The sequence below is a fragment of the Lonepinella sp. BR2357 genome, assembly GCF_051851525.1.
GTDB lineage: Bacteria > Pseudomonadota > Gammaproteobacteria > Enterobacterales > Pasteurellaceae > Lonepinella.
This window is the reverse complement of sequence record NZ_JBPDVG010000005.1, coordinates 158,816-175,212: the sequence shown is the minus strand read 5'-3', so window position 1 is coordinate 175,212 and position 16,397 is coordinate 158,816. Positions and strand designations below refer to the sequence as shown.

The following is a 16,397-nucleotide window of genomic DNA, read 5'->3' as shown; positions in this document are numbered from 1 at the left end:
AATTATTAAAAATAACCAAAACCAACTATTTTGTCTACTAGAGCATAGTGTATAAAAAAGTGCCAACTATTTTGTCTACTATGCCTTATAACACAAATAGCCACTTTGAAAAGTGGCTATTTGTGTTTTTATATAGCATTTTATGAAATAAATTACAGGTTATAACGTGGCTTGTTTCATTGCTTTCACAAATTCCGCTAACTCTTTCAAACATTGAGCGTGATTATCCAAATTTTTCTCAATAATCTTCACCGTTGCCGAGCCTGAAATTGCCCCCGCTACGCCCATAGCTAACGCATCACGCACCTGTTGTGGTTGAGCAATACCGAAACCTTGCAAAATCGGAGGTGCATTATAGGCTTTTAGACGTTCGACTAAATCATCTAAATTTTTCGCATGACTTTGGTTTTCCGCACTGGTGACACCGGCACGAGAAACCAAATAGGTATAGCCTTTGGATTTTTCTGCCACGCCTTTAATGGTCGCCTCGTCCGCATTCGGTGGGCAAATAAAGACAGGTTGAATGTCGTATTTTTCTGCGGCTTGAATATAATCTTGACTGGCTAATAACGGAATATCCGCCACGAGTACCGCATCCACGCCCACGGCTTGACAGCGTTGATAAAAACCGTCTAGGGTTTGCGCATAAATTAAATTGGCACAAAGCAATAAACTAATCGGAATCTCGGGATATTTTGACCGCACTTTTTCGATCAGTTGAAAACTTTCTTCGGTACTGCAGTTTGCTTTTAAAGCACGGTTATTGGCCGCTTGAATTACAGGGCCATCTAACAAAGGATCCGAGAAGGGAAAACCGAGTTCTAAGGCATCTGCACCGTTATCTACAAGCGTACAAATAATCTCAAAAGAACGCTCAAAATCAGGATCGCCTAAGGTAACAAATGGCACAAATCCACCTTGATTTTTTGCTTTTAAATTGTCAAATAGGGTAGCAAAACGACTCATTATAGGATCCCTCTTTCAGTAAAAATTTTATCTACGGTAAAAATATCTTTATCACCACGACCTGATAAATTCACCACCAATAATTGTTCTTTTTCTGGTGCTTGTTTTGCCATTTTTAACGCATGAGCTAAAGCGTGGGAACTTTCTAGAGCAGGAATAATGCCCTCGTGTTGAGCTAATTCTCTGAACGCCTCTAAGGCCTCATCATCGGTAATGCTAGGGTATTCGGCACGTCCAATGCTGTTTAAATAGGCATGTTGTGGACCAACGGATGGGAAATCTAAGCCAGCAGAGATGCTGTAAGATTCTTCAATTTGGCCGTCTTCCGTTTGCATAATCGGCGATTTCATGCCGAAATAAATACCCGGTTTTCCCTCACCTAATGGGGCACCATGTTCACCTGTTTCAATGCCTTTTCCTGCCGGTTCAATACCGATTAGACGTACGCTTTTTTCTTCGATAAAATCTGCAAACATACCAATCGCATTGGATCCACCGCCTACGGCTGCAATTACGGCATCAGGTAAGCGTCCCTCTTTTTCTAAAATTTGGCGTTTGGTTTCTTCGCCGATCATTTTTTGGAATTCACGTACAATGGTCGGGAAAGGGTGAGGGCCGGCTGCGGTACCGATTAAATAGTGGGTCGTTTCATAATTGGCTGCCCAGTCACGCATGGCCTCACAGCACGCATCTTTGAGTGAGCAAGATCCTTTTTGCACAGGCACCACTTCCGCCCCCATTAATCGCATACGAAACACGTTTGGTGATTGGCGTTCTACATCTTTTGCCCCCATATAAACCAAACAAGGCATACCAAGCATAGCACAAGCGAGAGCGGTTGCGACACCATGTTGCCCCGCCCCTGTTTCGGCAATAATGCGAGTTTTTCCCATGCGTTTTGCCAATAAAATTTGGCCTAACACTTGATTGGTTTTGTGGGCACCACCGTGTAATAAATCTTCCCGTTTGAGGTAGATTTTGGTTTTGGTGCCTTTGGTGATATTTTTACACAGGGTTAATGCTGTCGGACGACCGGCGTAATTTTTGAGTAAATCTTGAAATTCGGCTTGAAATTCGGGATCGTCTTTGGCGTCCACGAAAGCCTGTTCCAGTTGTTTTAGTACAGGGACTAAAATTTCTGGCACATACATGCCGCCAAACTCCCCAAAATAGGGATCAAGTAAAGTATCTGTCATTATATTTCCTTACATAAATAATTAATTATTGAATAGCTGTTATACTATTGCACTAGTACATAAATGTAAAGGGATTTTGTGAAAAAAATAGCACAAGACTGACTTGTGCTATTTGGGGTGGCATTATTTAATTAATTTTTGCTCTTTCACAAATTCTTCAGCAAGATGATATGAACCGAAAGAATTGAGATGATCTAAATCTTGGTATAATGGAATGCCATTAAAAAAGAAATTTTTAGGAATATAAGCATTTAAATCGACTAAATGGATTTGTGGATAATCTTTTATGATTTCCATAAATTTTTTATCGCCCGCTTCATATTCTGCGACTCGTTCTTTTTGACTATGGAGCAGTTCGTCTAAATCAATAGAGAAACCTCGTTGGATTAAATGGTGCATTTTCATACCAGAGTAAGGTGAACGGGGATTATCCCTAAACACATACAAGGTTTTATTTTTGCTTAAAATATAATCTAAAGTGTCTCTAAGCGCTTTTTCACCATTATCAGTTCCTAATAATGACTCCCAACGACCAGCCAAAAGTATTGTGTCATATTTATCTAGATTTTTTGAACCGTAGCGTCTAAATTCATTGCAATCTTCATTACGATGAGAAAAATCATTGTAAATAAATTGGCAACCGCCTACGGCATAAAAATCAGCAGACCACTTTTCTTTTTTCCCAACGTAATCCACAAATTCTACATAATGCAACATATGCGAATCTCCCATGGCAAGAATATGAATAGGTTGGTCGCTATCACCAATCTGACAAAAGGCTTTATCGCCGTAACATTGATTATTTTTCACAACATAAGGGGAAAAATCAACACTCGTTGGCATATTTCTTGTGTGGTTCAGTAAGGTGATAGTTGGAATAAATAACGCCACATAAACCCCAAGTATCATTAAAAATTGTTTAGTGGATAGATTTTTGATTCTACGGATAGGCTGTTCAATCACATAATAAGAAATGATTGCGCCAACCGCTGCAATAAATAAGGCAAGGCAAGTTAGTTCCAAAGATAAAATAGAGTGAGATTGATAATATCTAAAGAATGCCAAGATCACCCAATGCCACAAATAAAGCGAATAAGATAGCAAACCAATTCTAACCGACCATTTGTGGACTAAAATATTTTTTGTGCTGTTATAGGGGAATAGAATTAATAACGCAGTAATAAGGCTAATCGCAATCTGCTCAATATAGCCGTCCCCTATGAGATAATCTTTCGGTATCGCCAAACAAACTAGCATTGCAATTAATAAAGCGTAGGTAGTTTTTCCATTACCTTGTTTCACGGGTAAGAAAGAAAATAATGCCCCAATTAACAGTTCATAAGCTCGTAAATGAGGAAGATAATATTGTTGTAAGTGAGTTGGAATAAATTTCGCCAACAGGCTTGCTACAATTAAAACACTAATTAAAATAATGGCAGATTGAACATGGCGGATTTTAGTGGTGATTTTAAATAATGCAAACAATAACGCAGGAAAAACAAAATAAAATTGTTCTTCGGTAGCTAATGACCAAAAATGCAATAAAGGGGTTTCATAGCCTTCAACATTGAAATAACCGTTTTGTCGAGCAAAATACATATTACCTTCAAAGGACAGAACAGATCTTAAAGAACGTAAAAACGGAATAGTATCTTCTCGAGCCAATAAAAAAGAACCTATCGCCAAGGCAACCACTAATACCGTAATTAAAGCGGGCAAAATCCGTTTGGCACGGCGTTTATAGAAAGTTAAAAAAGAAAAACGATTTTCTTGCATTTCTTGGCTAATTAATTTGGTAATCAAATAACCTGAAATCACAAAGAAAATATCCACCCCTAAAAAGCCACTGGGCAATAAATAGGGATTAGCGTGATAAATAATCACGGATAACACAGCGATGGCACGCAGTCCATCAATATCAGAGCGGTATTTTAAACTCATTATTATTTCCTTTAATACAGTGTTGCCAAAATAATCTGTTCAGGATCGATTTTTGCCCAAACCTGTTGCCCGACATCAAATTCTTGTTGATGTGGTGCCGTGGCACAAAATTTGAGTTGGTCATTGATTGCCAGTAAAACTTCTTTGCTATCGCCTTTGTCTAAAATTGACGAAACTTGAACAGGGAATAGATTTTTTTCATCTGATGGATATTGGCTTATCTCCGTATGAATTTTCACCCATGGTGCTTTGATCATCAACATGACTTCCTTGCCCCAACTTAGCTGTAAACGCACCGCACTTTTTTGCGTAATCCACGCATAAATAGGTTGAGAAAGAGAGGGTAATTCAATTTCTACCATGGCATTAAGTTGATGAATGATGCATTGTTTGACTTTGCCAAAAAGCTGATTTCTGGCACTACTTTGCAAAGAAAATCGAGCCGTCGCACTGAGTAAACTATTTAATGGAATCTGTTCATCTTGCAAAATATTAAACGCTTTTTCTTGGGTTTGTTCTAATAAATCATAGAGTTGTAATAGACGTTCAGCATAAGTGGTTAATGCAGTACCGCCACCATTTTTGCCTCCCACGTTACGTTCTAAGATAGGTTTAGGGCTGATTTCATTCATTGCGGCTAAATGATCCCACGCACTTTTATAGCTGACTTTGGCATTTTTCGCTGCTTGATTGATGGAACCACATTTTTGAATTTCTTTTAATAAACGAATGCGTTTGGGATCCACAAAAAGTTCTTGCTGTAATTTTATAGTAAGTAAGATTTCGGTGTGCATTTTTTCGTCCTATTAAATGGTTTTGGCTATTTTAAAGGAAATCATTTGATTCTTGTAGCTTTTCTTTTCGAATTCATTATATAATTTAGGCGATAACGTTAGTCATTATACAAGGAGAAAAAATGAAATTAACGATGAAAAAACTCGCATTAGTTGTGGGTGTAGGTTTAATCATGAGCCAAAGTGCGATGGCAAAAGTCACTGTTTTTGCTGCTGCGTCAATGACCAACGCTTTACAACAAGTGGCAGATGATTATAAAAAAGTCAAACCAAGTGAAGAAGTGGTGTTCTCTTTTGCGTCTTCTTCTGTGTTGGCCAAACAAATTGAACAAGGCGCACCGGCGGATATTTTCGTTTCAGCCGATTTAAAATGGATGGACTATGTGGCAGAGAAAGATGCCATTGTTAAAGATAGCCGTGCTATTTTAGTGGGTAACAGCCTTGTGATGATTGCACCGAAAGACAGCAAAATTGACAGCGTGGATTTAAGCAATGACAAATGGCAAAAAGCCTTAGACGGTCATTTCTTAGCGGTGGGCGATCCTGATCATGTGCCGGCGGGTAAATATGCTAAAACCGCATTAACCCATTTAGGTCAATGGAGCAGTGTAGAGAGCAAATTAGCTCGTGCTAATAATGTACGTGCGGCATTGGCATTAGTGGAACAAGCGGAAAGCCCATTAGGTGTGGTTTACGGTACTGATGCCGCCGCAAGTCAAAAAGTGAAAGTGGTTGCCACTTTCCCAGAAGATAGCCATCCACCAGTGGAATATCCGGTGGCATTAATCAAAGATCACGACAGTGCAGATGCTAAAGCCTTTTTGGATTATTTAAAATCTGATGAGGCGAAAAAAGTATTGATTAGCTTTGGTTTCACAGGAAAATAACTAAAAAATAAGCAATTATATGTTATTCATGTGACCTACGTCACAAAAATGAACATTGCTATTTGCAATCATAAAAATATTTCATTATTATGACCGCACTTAAAACAAGTGCTATGATAAATAGCCAGACATATTTTGCTTTCCGAGTAGTGCCTTGAAATATAGGCACTTTTTTTATGTCTTATTTTTACCAACCATGTTGTCCATTATGCTAGGTAAAAAATAACCCTGTACTTTATACAGGGTTAAAATCATAGCCTATTTTATCATTAAAGCACTTTCACAATGCTTTCACATAAGTGACGAATATTGTCTTCCGTGATGCCCGCAACATTAATTCGGCCAGAACGTACGGCGTAAATGGCAAATTCATCTTTTAAGCGATCCACTTGATCAGCGTTTAAGCCACTGAAAGAGAACATGCCATTTTGTTGTGTGATAAAGCCAAAGTCTTGGTTGGCACCAAATTCTTTTAGCAATTCAACAAATTTAGTTCGCATGGTTTTAATGCGGTTACGCATTTCTGTCAATTCTTGCTCCCACTGTTGGCGTAAGACAGGATCAGCTAATACCACGGCGACGGTTGCAGCGCCATGTGAGGCAGGGTTGGAGTAAAGCGTGCGTACAATGGCTTTGACTTGGGTTAACGCCGTGGCGGCCACTTGTTCGGTTTCTGCCACTAAGGTAAAGGCGCCAACACGTTCACTGTATAAGCCAAAGTTTTTAGAATAGGAGCTCGCAACTAATAGCTCTTTGTGGTTGGCGGCAAAGGTGCGTAAGCCAATGGCATCTTCCTCTAAGCCGTTGCCTAGGCCTTGATAGGCAAAGTCAAATAACGGTAACCAACCATTTTTGGCTGACATGTCGGCTAAGGTTTTCCATTGTTCAGGTGTTGGATCAATACCTGTTGGGTTATGACAGCAACCGTGTAATAACACCACATCGCCCTCACTTGCATTGCTTAAATCCGCAATTAAATTATCCCAATCTAAGGCTTTGCGTTCAGCATCATAATAACGATATTCACGAATGGTGATGCCAACGGCATTGAAAATCGCATTGTGGTTTGGCCACGTTGGTGAGCTGATCCACACGTTTTGTGCTTTGGTTTGGCGTTTAATAAATTCTGCTGCGATACGTAATGCACCAGTTCCACCAAGGCTTTGGACGGTTTTGGCGCGACGGTTTTTGATGATATCAGAATCTTCGCCGAACAATAACCCTTTGGTGCGTTCGTTAAAATCTGCCACGCCATCAATAGCGAGATAGTTTTTGGTGGTTTCAATATCAAAGATGCGTTTTTCAGCCTCTTTCACCGCTTTCATAATTGGCGTGTTGCCGTGGGCATCTTTATATACGCCGATGCCTAAATTGATTTTATTGGCACGATTTTCAGATTTAAATGCCTCGCCTAAACCCAAAATAGGATCCGCCGGTGCGGGCGTGATATGTTCAAACATAATGCTAGTCCTTTTAAAATGTAAATAGTTTGTTAACGATGTAAAATTTATACTCTTAATGACTTGAAATTGCAAGTAGTTCTTCTCGGTGGTTAAACCATTTAACGCCAGATTGCGTTAAGTGTAAAAAAGTGCGGTTAAAAATCGCTAAATTTTAATTTATCCATCGCCCATGCAAGTCCTGATTGATAATCTTCAGGCAATTCATGGCTTAATTTTTGTAATTGTTGGATCAGTTGCGTTTTGTCAACATGGGTCAAATTAATATGCCCCACTTTTCGCCCCGCACGGACTTCTTTACCATACCAATGTAACTGGCTGAATGGCGTATTGAGCCAGTTCGGGTTGTGTGAGGTGCCGATAAGATTAATCATGACACTTGGTGCAAACACTTGCAATGTTGGGGTCGGTAAATCTAATAATGCCCGTAAATGCAGTTCAAATTGACTAATGGAACAGCCCAGTTGCGTCCAGTGTCCGCTGTTATGCACCCGTGGCGCTAATTCGTTGATTAGCAACTGATTATTCACCACAAAGCATTCCATCGCCATCACGCCGACATAATCCAGTTTTGCCATCACTTTGCCAAGCATCTGTTCTGCTTGCGCTTGTAAATGGGCATTGGAACCGTCGGCTACGCTATAACGCAAGATGCCGTTTTGTTGTAAATTGTGGGTGACGGGGTAAAAACGGGTTTCACCGTTGCGGAATCTGGCACCCACAAGAGAAACTTCACCATCAAAGGGAATAAATTTTTCTGCAATCACTGCGCCGAATAAGTCATCTGTTATCACGTCTTGATTTTCTGCAGTAACAATCCATTGTCCTCGGCCATCATAACCACCTGTACGGCGTTTCACCACAACCTTTTCACCTATGTCTGAAAAAATTCGCTCAAAATCCACCGCACTTTTTAGCAATGCCCAAGGGGAAGTGGGAAGATTGAGTTCATCTAATAGGGATTTTTGGCTAAACCGATCGGCTGTCGTGGCAAAGACTTTTTGATTGACAAAATTGGCATGGTTGCCCAACATCTCTGTTAAGGGCGTGGATTCCCAACGTTCAATTTCTGCTGTAATAATGGCGTCTTCGGGTAAATCAAAAAGGGGAGCGTTAAAGGCCAACGGCTCAACCTTAATATCTAACGGGGCGCCCGCATAACGCAACATTCGCCCAAGTTGACCATTGCCTAATACGTAAACGGTTGGATATAAAGTACTTTGTTGCATAGTAAAAATCTCAAAAAACGTACCGCACTTTTATGGCAAAGTGCGGTTAAAATGGATTAACTTCTTGGATCGGGATTATCCAACACGACATTGGTTTGATTTTCACGGAATGCTTGTAAACGACCGAATAATGCGGTATCCCAAGCGGCTAAAATTTGTGCTGCTAACAACCCCGCATTGGCTGCACCCGCAGGCCCAATGGCCAAGGTGCCTACGGGAATCCCTTTAGGCATTTGCACAATCGAATAAAGACTATCTACACCGCTTAACATTGAGCTTTTTACAGGAACGCCTAATACAGGCACCAAGGTTTTTGCGGCGATCATTCCAGGCAAATGCGCCGCACCGCCTGCACCCGCAATAATCACTTTATACCCCTTTTGCGCCGCATTTTCTGCAAAGTGAAACAATTTATCAGGCGTGCGATGGGCAGACACGACTTCAACATGATAAGGCAGTTGCAATTCATCTAAAATTTGCGTCGCCTCGCACATGGTCGCCCAGTCGCTTTTGGAGCCCATGACAATGGCAATTTGTGGATTTTGAGTAGACATGTTTGATTTCCATGAGAAAAATAAATGATAAAAAACAGGCGTTAGAATAACACAATCTTGTAGTCCTAGGCAAACGATTGCGAGCGGTGGCGTAGTTTTTCATGGCTTTTAGTTAACATGGAAAAGGGGTTGTGAGATAGTTGCAATCCGTTGGGTGTTTTGGCATAATAAAAGGGAACAATTTCGTGGTGGAAATTGTTCCCTTTGAGTTAAGTTAAATGGATTCTACATTAGGCCAGCGGTATCACCCTTGAGTGATACGCATAGTAGAATAATAATCAACCACTTAACTATCATTAATATAGTTTTTAGTTTCATATTTTTATCCTCATTGGTAAAAATTAAAACAACAAGGATCTACTTGCAACCCATCAGGGGCTAACTGGCGGATTGCAATGCAGATCCACCTACTTTTGAGCTTTCTCAAAAGCAGATATATTATATAAAACCTTGTATATAAGTACAAGGTTTTTATTTTTTAATCACAAGATAATTGATAATGTTCGATCACAAAACTTTTCTTAAAAACCTCACGCACGATTCGGGTGTTTATCGCATGTTTGATAAAACCGATACGGTGATTTATGTGGGAAAAGCTAAGGATCTGAAAAAACGCCTGTCGAGCTATTTTCGTGCCAATTTATCCAGTAAAAAGACCGAGGCATTAGTCGCAGCCATTTATCGTATTGAAACCACGATTACAAGTAGCGAAACCGAGGCACTGTTGCTCGAACATAATTACATCAAAACCTATCAACCACGCTATAACGTATTACTGCGTGATGATAAATCCTATCCTTATATTTTGTTGACCAAAGAACGCCATCCGAGATTGACCGCCTATCGTGGTTCAAAGAAAATTGCAGGGGAATATTTTGGACCTTACCCTCACGCAGGAGCGGTGCGTGAAACCCTGTCACTTTTGCAAAAATTATTTCCCGTGCGGCAATGTGAAAATGCGGTGTACAATAACCGTTCTCGTCCTTGTTTGCAGTATCAAATCGGGCGTTGTGCTGCGCCTTGTGTGACCGGTTTTGTGACGGATGAAGACTACAATACACAAGTGAATTACGCTCGTTTATTTTTGCAAGGTAAAGATAGTCAGGTGTTGGAGCATTTAATCGGTAAAATGGAAAAGGCAAGTGCTACGTTGGATTTTGAAAATGCCGCTCGTTATCGGGATCAAATTCAAGCGGTGCGATCCATTATTGAAAAACAATTTGTCAGCCAAGACAGGCTAGATGATATGGATATTATTGCCATCGCTTACCAGTTGGGCGTAGCCTGCGTACAGGTGCTGTTTATTCGGCAAGGAAAGGTATTAGGCAATCGTAGTTATTTCCCCAAAGTACCAGCCAATACAGATTTGAGCGAGTTGACCGCAACTTTTGTAGGACAATTTTATTTGCAAGTTCACCAAGGGCGAACCGTGCCGAATAGCATTGTAGTAGATCATAAATTAGACGAAAAATCTGAATTGGAAACCTTGCTTAGTGAGCAAGCGGGTCGCAAAGTCGTTATTCAAGATGCGGTAAAAGGCAACAAAAGCAAATATTTACAGCTCGCCCAAATGAACGCCAAAGCAGCGTTGAGCCTGAAATTAAAAGAAACCAGTTTAATGAGCGAACGTTATCAAGCCTTACAACATCTGCTCGGTATTGAAAAAATTAAGCGGATGGAATGTTTTGACATCAGCCATACCCAAGGCAGTCAAACCGTGGCATCTTGCGTGGTGTTCAATGAAAACGGGGCGTTAAAATCCGATTATCGCCGTTTTAATATTGAGGGTATTACAGGCGGCGATGACTATGCAGCCATGGAACAAGCCCTGAAAAAACGCTATGATCGGGAACTAGAAACCGACAAAATCCCTGATGTGATTTTTATTGACGGCGGCAAAGGGCAATTAAATCGGGCTTTGCAAGTGTTTGAACAGTTAAATGTAAAATGGGATAAAAAAAGACCGCACTTAATCGGTGTGGCAAAAGGCGTGGATCGCCGAGCAGGGCAAGAAACCCTGATTTTAAGCAAGTTCGGTAAAGAAATTCATCTTGATCCCGATGATTTAGCGTTGCATTTAATTCAACAAATCCGCGATGAAAGCCACCACCACGCCATCACAGGACACCGCAAAAAACGTCAAAAAGCCTTTACCCAAAGTGGCTTAGAAACCATTGCAGGCGTAGGAGCAAAACGCCGCCAAGCCTTGTTAAAATATCTCGGCGGTATGCAAGGGGTGAAAAAAGCAACCTTAGATGAAATTGCCAGCGTCCCAGGGATTTCCAAAGCGTTGGCGGAAGTGATTTTTGAAACCTTAAAAAGCTAGAGTAACCATTTATGCAACCGATCATTGAAATCCACCCATTTTCCCCCGTGTTATCGCCACAAGCGAAGGTAATGATGATGGGGACATTCCCTCCAACCGCTGAAAAGCGTTGTATGGAATTTCATTACCCGAATTTTCAAAATGATATGTGGCGAATTTATGGTTTAGTGTTTTTTAACGATAAAAACTATTTTCAAGTAGAAAATGAAAAACGTTTTGATCCTGAACGCATTAAATCATTTTTAATTGAACGAAATATTGCCGCTTGTCCAACGGTACGAAAAGCAATTCGTGAACAGGGTAACGCCTCTGATAAATTTCTGAAAATTATTGAACCCGTCAATTTATCTGATGTACTTAAACAGTTACCAAACTGCCAATGGATTTTTACCACGGGTGGAAAAGCGACAGAAATATTATGTAATTTACTGCCAGATAAATTAAAAGAACCAAAAACCAATGAATTTATTGATTTCCTATTTGAGGGTAGAGAACTTAAATTATATCGCTTACCATCAACTTCAAGGGCTTATCCATTAAGCCTTGAGAAGAAAGCAGAATCATACCGAAATTTTTTCAAATTAGCGGGTGTTTTATAAGGAAAACAAAATGTTAGATAACGCATTATTAGGCTTAACCCATGAACAGCAACAACAAGCCGTAGAACAAATCCAACAATTAATGGCTCAAGGGATCCCAGCAGGGCAGGCGATTAAAATGGTGGCAGAGCAGTTGAGAAAGGAATTTACTCAGGATGAGAAGTAAAAAACTGCGGTACAAAATACCGCAGTTTTCCCTATTAAATCAAAGGATTAAAAAATAATACTACCAATCAAAGCAAATCCAAATCCAACTAAACCAATCAATGTTTCGAGTACTGTCCACGTTTTAAATGCCGTTTTGGTATCCAGTTCAAGGAAACGGCTAATTAGCCAGAATCCACTGTCATTGACGTGAGAAAGTACGGTTGCACCCGATGCAATGGAAATCACGATGAAACAGAGATCGAGTTCGCTGAGCCCAGTGGTTGCAGCAACGGTTGGGGCAATTAATGCTGATGTAGTGGTAATGGCGACGGTGGCAGAACCTTGAGCTACACGCAAAGCGGTGGAAATTAAAAATGCCGCAATAATGACAGGTACACCCATATCTGACAGCATATTGGCAACGACATCGCCAATGCCACTTGCACGTAAAACACCGCCAAACATACCGCCAGCTCCGGTCACTAACACGATTGCACAAATTGGTCCAAGAGCATTGTCACAAATTTTTTCAATTTGTTCTACGCTGCGTTGTTGTTTTAATAAAATGATGGTCACTAACAACGTGATTAATAATGCAACAGGTGTTTTACCCAATAAACGTAGGCTTTCAACCCAAAGTGCAGAACCGTCGATTAATTTCATTACGGAAAAGGTATTTAACACGGTATCCAACATAATCAAGCAAAGTGGCAGTAATAAAATAAACATCACTTTGCCGAATTTAGGCGGATTTTGCACCGCAGTTTCATTAATCGGTGCGGCATTTAAAAAGGATTTTGGAAGCGGTAAATGATATTTATGACCTAAAAACTTGCTGTATAAATAAGCACCAAAATACCAAGTCGGTAGGGCGATGACAATACCAACTAGGGTAAGTAAACCAATATTTGCCCCCAATAAATCCCCTGATGCCACAGGGCCTGGATGCGGTGGTAAGAAAGCGTGGGTAACGGCAAAGGCTCCCGCAGCAGGAAACGCATAACGGAATAATGATCCGCCAAATTGTTTGGCTACGCTAAAGATAATCGGCAACATCACCACAAGACCTGCATCAAAGAAAATCGGGAAACCGAATAATAATGATGCCACACCTAATGCAAATGGGGCTTTTTCTTCCCCGAATTTATTGATTAGGGTGTCCGCTAGCACTTTGGCACCGCCTGTAATTTCAAGCAGTCGACCGATCATAGCCCCCAATCCGACTAACAATGCTACACTAGCAAGCGTTCCGCCAAAGCCATTTAACATTGTCGAAATAATTTTATTGACGGGAATACCTGTCACCAAAGCCGTTAATAGACTGACTAAAACCAATGCCACAAAGGCGTGAACTCTGAACTTGATGATTAACACCAGTAACAGAATGATGGATGCAATAAGTGTTAAAATTAACATAGTATTTTCCTTCTGATTGAATTGTTACTGGTAACATTATCATTTTTTGGATTTAGGTAAAGTTTCTTTTGTTAGAATTGTGACATACATCACATTTTTTTTAGAAATAGTGAAAATTTACGCAATGGAAAATAAAAATAAGTGATCCAGATCACAAAAATAAATGTTACCAGTAACCATTATGGCGTTTTTTTGGTTAGAATAGAGAAAAGACAGAATTTAAGGGGAAAATGGATGACGGAGAAAACATATCAAGGCTCAAGTTTTATTTTAATGGGCGTTTCTAGCACAGGCAAAACTTCCGTTGGCACAGCGGTTGCCAATAAATTGGGGTTAAAACTGATTGACGGGGACGATTTGCACCCGAGAGCCAATATTATCAAAATGCGACAAGGGCATCCGCTTAATGATGAAGATCGTTTGCCTTGGCTAGAACGTATTCGAGATGCCGCTTTTAGTTTGGAGCAAAAAAGCGAAAAAGGCATTATTGTGTGTTCAGCCTTAAAGAAAAAATACCGTGATTTGATCCGAGATGGCAATGAAAATGTCAAATTTCTGTTTTTACACGGCAGTTTTGAGCTGATCCTAGAGCGAATGAAACAACGTAAAGGGCATTTTATGAAAGAAGAAATGCTAAAAAGCCAATTTGATACCTTGGAAATTCCACAAGCCGATGAGCCAGATGTGATTGCCATTGATATTGAGGGTAGTTTTGATGATGTGGTGGAGCGGTGTGTTAGGGCGTTACAACCTTTCTTGAATAAGGAATAGCGGATGTTCAGTTTTTGTGTTAATTGTATTTGAGTAATGGTTGTATACAAGGGGCGGATCGATGTATCCGCCCATTTAATACGGAGCATGATTTTCGGATGAAAACATCGGTTCGCCCCTACAATTATTGTAAATTCTTCTTCTCTTCCAACTCTTCCCAGCGCTCAAACGCTTGTTCAAACTCTGTTTCCAAATCCGCTAACAGTTGCAATTTTTCACTAGTATAACCGTGCTCCTGTTGGAAAAATTCAGGGCTACCCACTTCCCCTTGAAGTGCGGTGATTTTTTGTTCTAATTTTTCTAATTGTTGCGGTAATTGTTCTAGCTCACGTTGTTCTTTGTAAGACAGCTTGGTGGCTTGTTTTTTCGGTTTTTCAGAAACTTTTGGATTTTGCACCGCAGTTTTTTCCGCTTTTTCAGCGGTTTTCACCGAGCCATTTAACGCTTTTTGAGCCAACACATTCGCTTGTTGCTGTTTGGCGTCAAAATAGCCGCCCACATATTTATTCAACACGCCCTCGCCCTCAAACATATAACATTCGGTAGCAACGTTATCAATAAATTGACGGTCATGGCTGACGATAAGGAGTGTGCCTTGATAATCAGCGAGAATTTCTTCCAATAATTCAAGGGTTTCCACATCTAAATCGTTAGTGGGTTCGTCCAGAATTAATAAATTATTCGGCTTTAATAATAATTTTGCCAACAATAAGCGATTACGTTCACCGCCCGATAGGGCTTTGACAGGGGTCATGGCACGTTTGGGTGGAAATAAGAAATCTTGTAAATAGCCTAACACGTGGCGTTTAATACCGTTGACTTCAATATCCTGTTTGCCGTCTGCCACGTTGTCCATAACAGATTTTTCGGGATCAAGATCCACACGATATTGGTCGAAATAGGCAATGTCTAATTTGGTACCACAACGGATTTTTCCTGAAGTGGGTTTAAGTTGTTCGAGTAATAGTTTAATAAACGTCGTTTTGCCACAACCATTGGCTCCCACTAAAGCAATTTTATCGCCCCGCATAATATTGGTGCTGAAATTGGAGAGCAATTTTTTACCGTCAATCTCAAAATTGGCGTTTTCGAGTTCAAACACAATTTTGCCGGAACGGCTAGATTGGTCGAGTTGTAATTTTGCTGTACCAAGCTGATCTCGGCGTTGACGGCGTTCTTCTCGCAAGGCTTTTAAGGCACGCACACGCCCCTCGTTACGAGTTCGCCGAGCTTTAATGCCTTGCCGAATCCAGACTTCTTCTTGTGCCAACTTTTTGTCAAATAGGGCATTTTGCAATTCTTCCACTCGCAGATTTTCTTCTTTGGTGGCGAGATAATTGTCGTAGTTGCCCGAATAGGAAACAAGCTGTCCACGGTCAAGATCCACAATGCGTGTCGCCATTTTACGAATAAAAGAACGGTCGTGAGAAATAAACACAATACTGCCTTTAAATTCCAGTAAAAATTCTTCTAACCATTCAATCGCATCTACATCCAAATGGTTAGTAGGTTCGTCTAATAACAATACATCAGGATTGCATACTAAGGCCCGAGCCAAGGCCGCTTTACGCAACCAACCGCCCGATAAATCCGACAATTTGGTGTTAGGATTTAGGTTCAGTTTAAGCAGCACCTCCTTGATTTTATTATCAAATTGCCAACCGTTAGCGTGTTCTAATTTAGCTTGCACGTTGGCGAGTTGATTGAGTAGGCTTTCGCTATAATCCTGTTCTAATTGCGTGGATAAATGATGATATTCTTTCAATAAATCGGCTAAATGCCCAATCCCCTCTGCCACATAATCAAATACGTTACCGCTTGCTGTGCGTGGCGGATCTTGTTCTAAACGAGAAACTACTAGATCTTGGCTTAATAGCAATTTGCCATCATCCATGACAGTATCGCCAGCCAGAATTTTGAGTAGGGTAGATTTACCTGCGCCATTTCTCCCCACTAAACAAACACGCTCGTTGGGTTCAATATGTAGATCGCAGTGATCAAGCAAAGGGTGATCGCTAAAAGAAAGGTAGCCGTTGGTTAAACTGATTAATGCCATAATATATAAAAATCTAAGAAAATATATTTTATTCTAGCAGTTTTATGTGTTTTTT

Annotated in this window: 14 protein-coding genes; 5 read left to right on the top strand and 9 right to left on the bottom strand. The window is 40.4% G+C overall.

Annotation, left to right across the window (positions count from 1 at the left end):
- Positions 1–159: 159 nt before the first annotated feature.
- The 4 genes from trpA to ACTG7L_RS04910 all read right to left on the bottom strand — a co-directional run bounded on the left by trpA (position 160) and on the right by ACTG7L_RS04910 (position 4,897).
- Entirely contained in the window at positions 160–966 is an 807-nt protein-coding gene (gene trpA, locus ACTG7L_RS04925) for a tryptophan synthase subunit alpha (protein WP_439327649.1), read from the bottom strand.
- On the bottom strand, positions 966–2,162 hold the full coding sequence (trpB, locus tag ACTG7L_RS04920) for a tryptophan synthase subunit beta (RefSeq protein WP_439327648.1): 1,197 nt from the start codon (positions 2,160–2,162) through the stop codon (positions 966–968). The genes trpA and trpB overlap by 1 nt, the downstream gene beginning before the upstream one ends.
- Positions 2,163–2,285: 123 nt before the next feature.
- Positions 2,286–4,103 (bottom strand): acyltransferase family protein, encoded by a 1,818-nt coding sequence (locus tag ACTG7L_RS04915; RefSeq protein WP_439327647.1) that lies wholly within the window; start codon positions 4,101–4,103, stop codon positions 2,286–2,288.
- An 11-nt stretch (positions 4,104–4,114) separates the two neighbouring features.
- Positions 4,115–4,897: a TOBE domain-containing protein gene (locus ACTG7L_RS04910; RefSeq protein ID WP_439327646.1), complete on the bottom strand. Its 783-nt coding sequence runs from the start codon at positions 4,895–4,897 to the stop codon at positions 4,115–4,117.
- A gap of 122 nt (positions 4,898–5,019) precedes the next feature.
- Between ACTG7L_RS04910 and modA the strand changes: the two genes are divergently transcribed.
- Positions 5,020–5,784 carry a molybdate ABC transporter substrate-binding protein gene (modA, locus tag ACTG7L_RS04905; RefSeq protein ID WP_439257595.1) on the top strand — a complete coding sequence of 255 codons (765 nt, stop codon included), beginning with the start codon at positions 5,020–5,022 and terminating at the stop codon, positions 5,782–5,784.
- Between the two features lie 269 nt (positions 5,785–6,053).
- On the opposite strand, the gene ACTG7L_RS04900 is transcribed toward modA, so the two are convergent.
- From ACTG7L_RS04900 to purE, 3 genes are all read right to left on the bottom strand, one after another.
- Positions 6,054–7,244 (bottom strand): amino acid aminotransferase, encoded by a 1,191-nt coding sequence (locus tag ACTG7L_RS04900; RefSeq protein WP_439327645.1) that lies wholly within the window; start codon positions 7,242–7,244, stop codon positions 6,054–6,056.
- Positions 7,245–7,381: 137 nt separating this feature from the next.
- Entirely contained in the window at positions 7,382–8,473 is a 1,092-nt protein-coding gene (purK, locus tag ACTG7L_RS04895) for a 5-(carboxyamino)imidazole ribonucleotide synthase (protein ID WP_439327644.1), read from the bottom strand.
- Positions 8,474–8,529: 56 nt separating this feature from the next.
- A complete protein-coding gene (purE, locus tag ACTG7L_RS04890; RefSeq protein WP_439327643.1) occupies positions 8,530–9,027 on the bottom strand; it encodes a 5-(carboxyamino)imidazole ribonucleotide mutase in 498 nt (165 codons plus the stop codon).
- Between the two features lie 499 nt (positions 9,028–9,526).
- Between purE and uvrC the strand changes: the two genes are divergently transcribed.
- From uvrC to ACTG7L_RS04875, 3 genes are read left to right on the top strand one after another with little or no spacing between them, the layout of a single operon-like run.
- Positions 9,527–11,353 carry an excinuclease ABC subunit UvrC gene (uvrC, locus tag ACTG7L_RS04885; RefSeq protein WP_439327642.1) on the top strand — a complete coding sequence of 609 codons (1,827 nt, stop codon included), beginning with the start codon at positions 9,527–9,529 and terminating at the stop codon, positions 11,351–11,353.
- A gap of 11 nt (positions 11,354–11,364) precedes the next feature.
- A complete protein-coding gene (locus tag ACTG7L_RS04880; RefSeq protein WP_439327641.1) occupies positions 11,365–11,952 on the top strand; it encodes a DNA glycosylase in 588 nt (195 codons plus the stop codon).
- Between the two features lie 10 nt (positions 11,953–11,962).
- Positions 11,963–12,118 (top strand): YoaH family protein, encoded by a 156-nt coding sequence (locus ACTG7L_RS04875; RefSeq protein ID WP_439327640.1) that lies wholly within the window; start codon positions 11,963–11,965, stop codon positions 12,116–12,118.
- A 47-nt stretch (positions 12,119–12,165) separates the two neighbouring features.
- Here ACTG7L_RS04875 and ACTG7L_RS04870 read toward each other — a convergent pair whose 3' ends face one another.
- The gene (locus ACTG7L_RS04870) at positions 12,166–13,515 is read right to left on the bottom strand and encodes a GntP family permease (protein WP_439327639.1); all 1,350 of its coding nucleotides are present in this window, start codon (positions 13,513–13,515) and stop codon (positions 12,166–12,168) included.
- A gap of 234 nt (positions 13,516–13,749) precedes the next feature.
- On the opposite strand from ACTG7L_RS04870, the gene ACTG7L_RS04865 reads away from it, so the two are divergent.
- Positions 13,750–14,286, top strand: a complete 537-nt coding sequence (locus tag ACTG7L_RS04865) for a gluconokinase (protein ID WP_439327638.1) — start codon at positions 13,750–13,752, stop codon at positions 14,284–14,286.
- 124 nt (positions 14,287–14,410) lie between these two features.
- Here the strand turns inward: ACTG7L_RS04865 and ACTG7L_RS04860 are convergent, their stop codons facing one another.
- On the bottom strand, positions 14,411–16,342 hold the full coding sequence (locus ACTG7L_RS04860; protein ID WP_439327637.1) for an ABC transporter ATP-binding protein: 1,932 nt from the start codon (positions 16,340–16,342) through the stop codon (positions 14,411–14,413).
- Between the last annotated feature and the right edge of the window lie 55 nt (positions 16,343–16,397).

Coding starts and splice junctions, on each gene's coding strand:
- ACTG7L_RS04880 (WP_439327641.1), top strand. CDS start 11,365: ATGCAACCGATCATTGAAATCCACCCATTTTCCCCCGTGTTATCGCCA.
- ACTG7L_RS04900 (WP_439327645.1), bottom strand. CDS start 7,244: ATGTTTGAACATATCACGCCCGCACCGGCGGATCCTATTTTGGGTTTA.
- ACTG7L_RS04875 (WP_439327640.1), top strand. CDS start 11,963: ATGTTAGATAACGCATTATTAGGCTTAACCCATGAACAGCAACAACAA.
- ACTG7L_RS04910 (WP_439327646.1), bottom strand. CDS start 4,897: ATGCACACCGAAATCTTACTTACTATAAAATTACAGCAAGAACTTTTT.
- ACTG7L_RS04860 (WP_439327637.1), bottom strand. CDS start 16,342: ATGGCATTAATCAGTTTAACCAACGGCTACCTTTCTTTTAGCGATCAC.
- ACTG7L_RS04870 (WP_439327639.1), bottom strand. CDS start 13,515: ATGTTAATTTTAACACTTATTGCATCCATCATTCTGTTACTGGTGTTA.
- modA (WP_439257595.1), top strand. CDS start 5,020: ATGAAATTAACGATGAAAAAACTCGCATTAGTTGTGGGTGTAGGTTTA.
- trpA (WP_439327649.1), bottom strand. CDS start 966: ATGAGTCGTTTTGCTACCCTATTTGACAATTTAAAAGCAAAAAATCAA.
- ACTG7L_RS04865 (WP_439327638.1), top strand. CDS start 13,750: ATGACGGAGAAAACATATCAAGGCTCAAGTTTTATTTTAATGGGCGTT.
- trpB (WP_439327648.1), bottom strand. CDS start 2,162: ATGACAGATACTTTACTTGATCCCTATTTTGGGGAGTTTGGCGGCATG.
- purK (WP_439327644.1), bottom strand. CDS start 8,473: ATGCAACAAAGTACTTTATATCCAACCGTTTACGTATTAGGCAATGGT.
- ACTG7L_RS04915 (WP_439327647.1), bottom strand. CDS start 4,103: ATGAGTTTAAAATACCGCTCTGATATTGATGGACTGCGTGCCATCGCT.
- uvrC (WP_439327642.1), top strand. CDS start 9,527: ATGTTCGATCACAAAACTTTTCTTAAAAACCTCACGCACGATTCGGGT.
- purE (WP_439327643.1), bottom strand. CDS start 9,027: ATGTCTACTCAAAATCCACAAATTGCCATTGTCATGGGCTCCAAAAGC.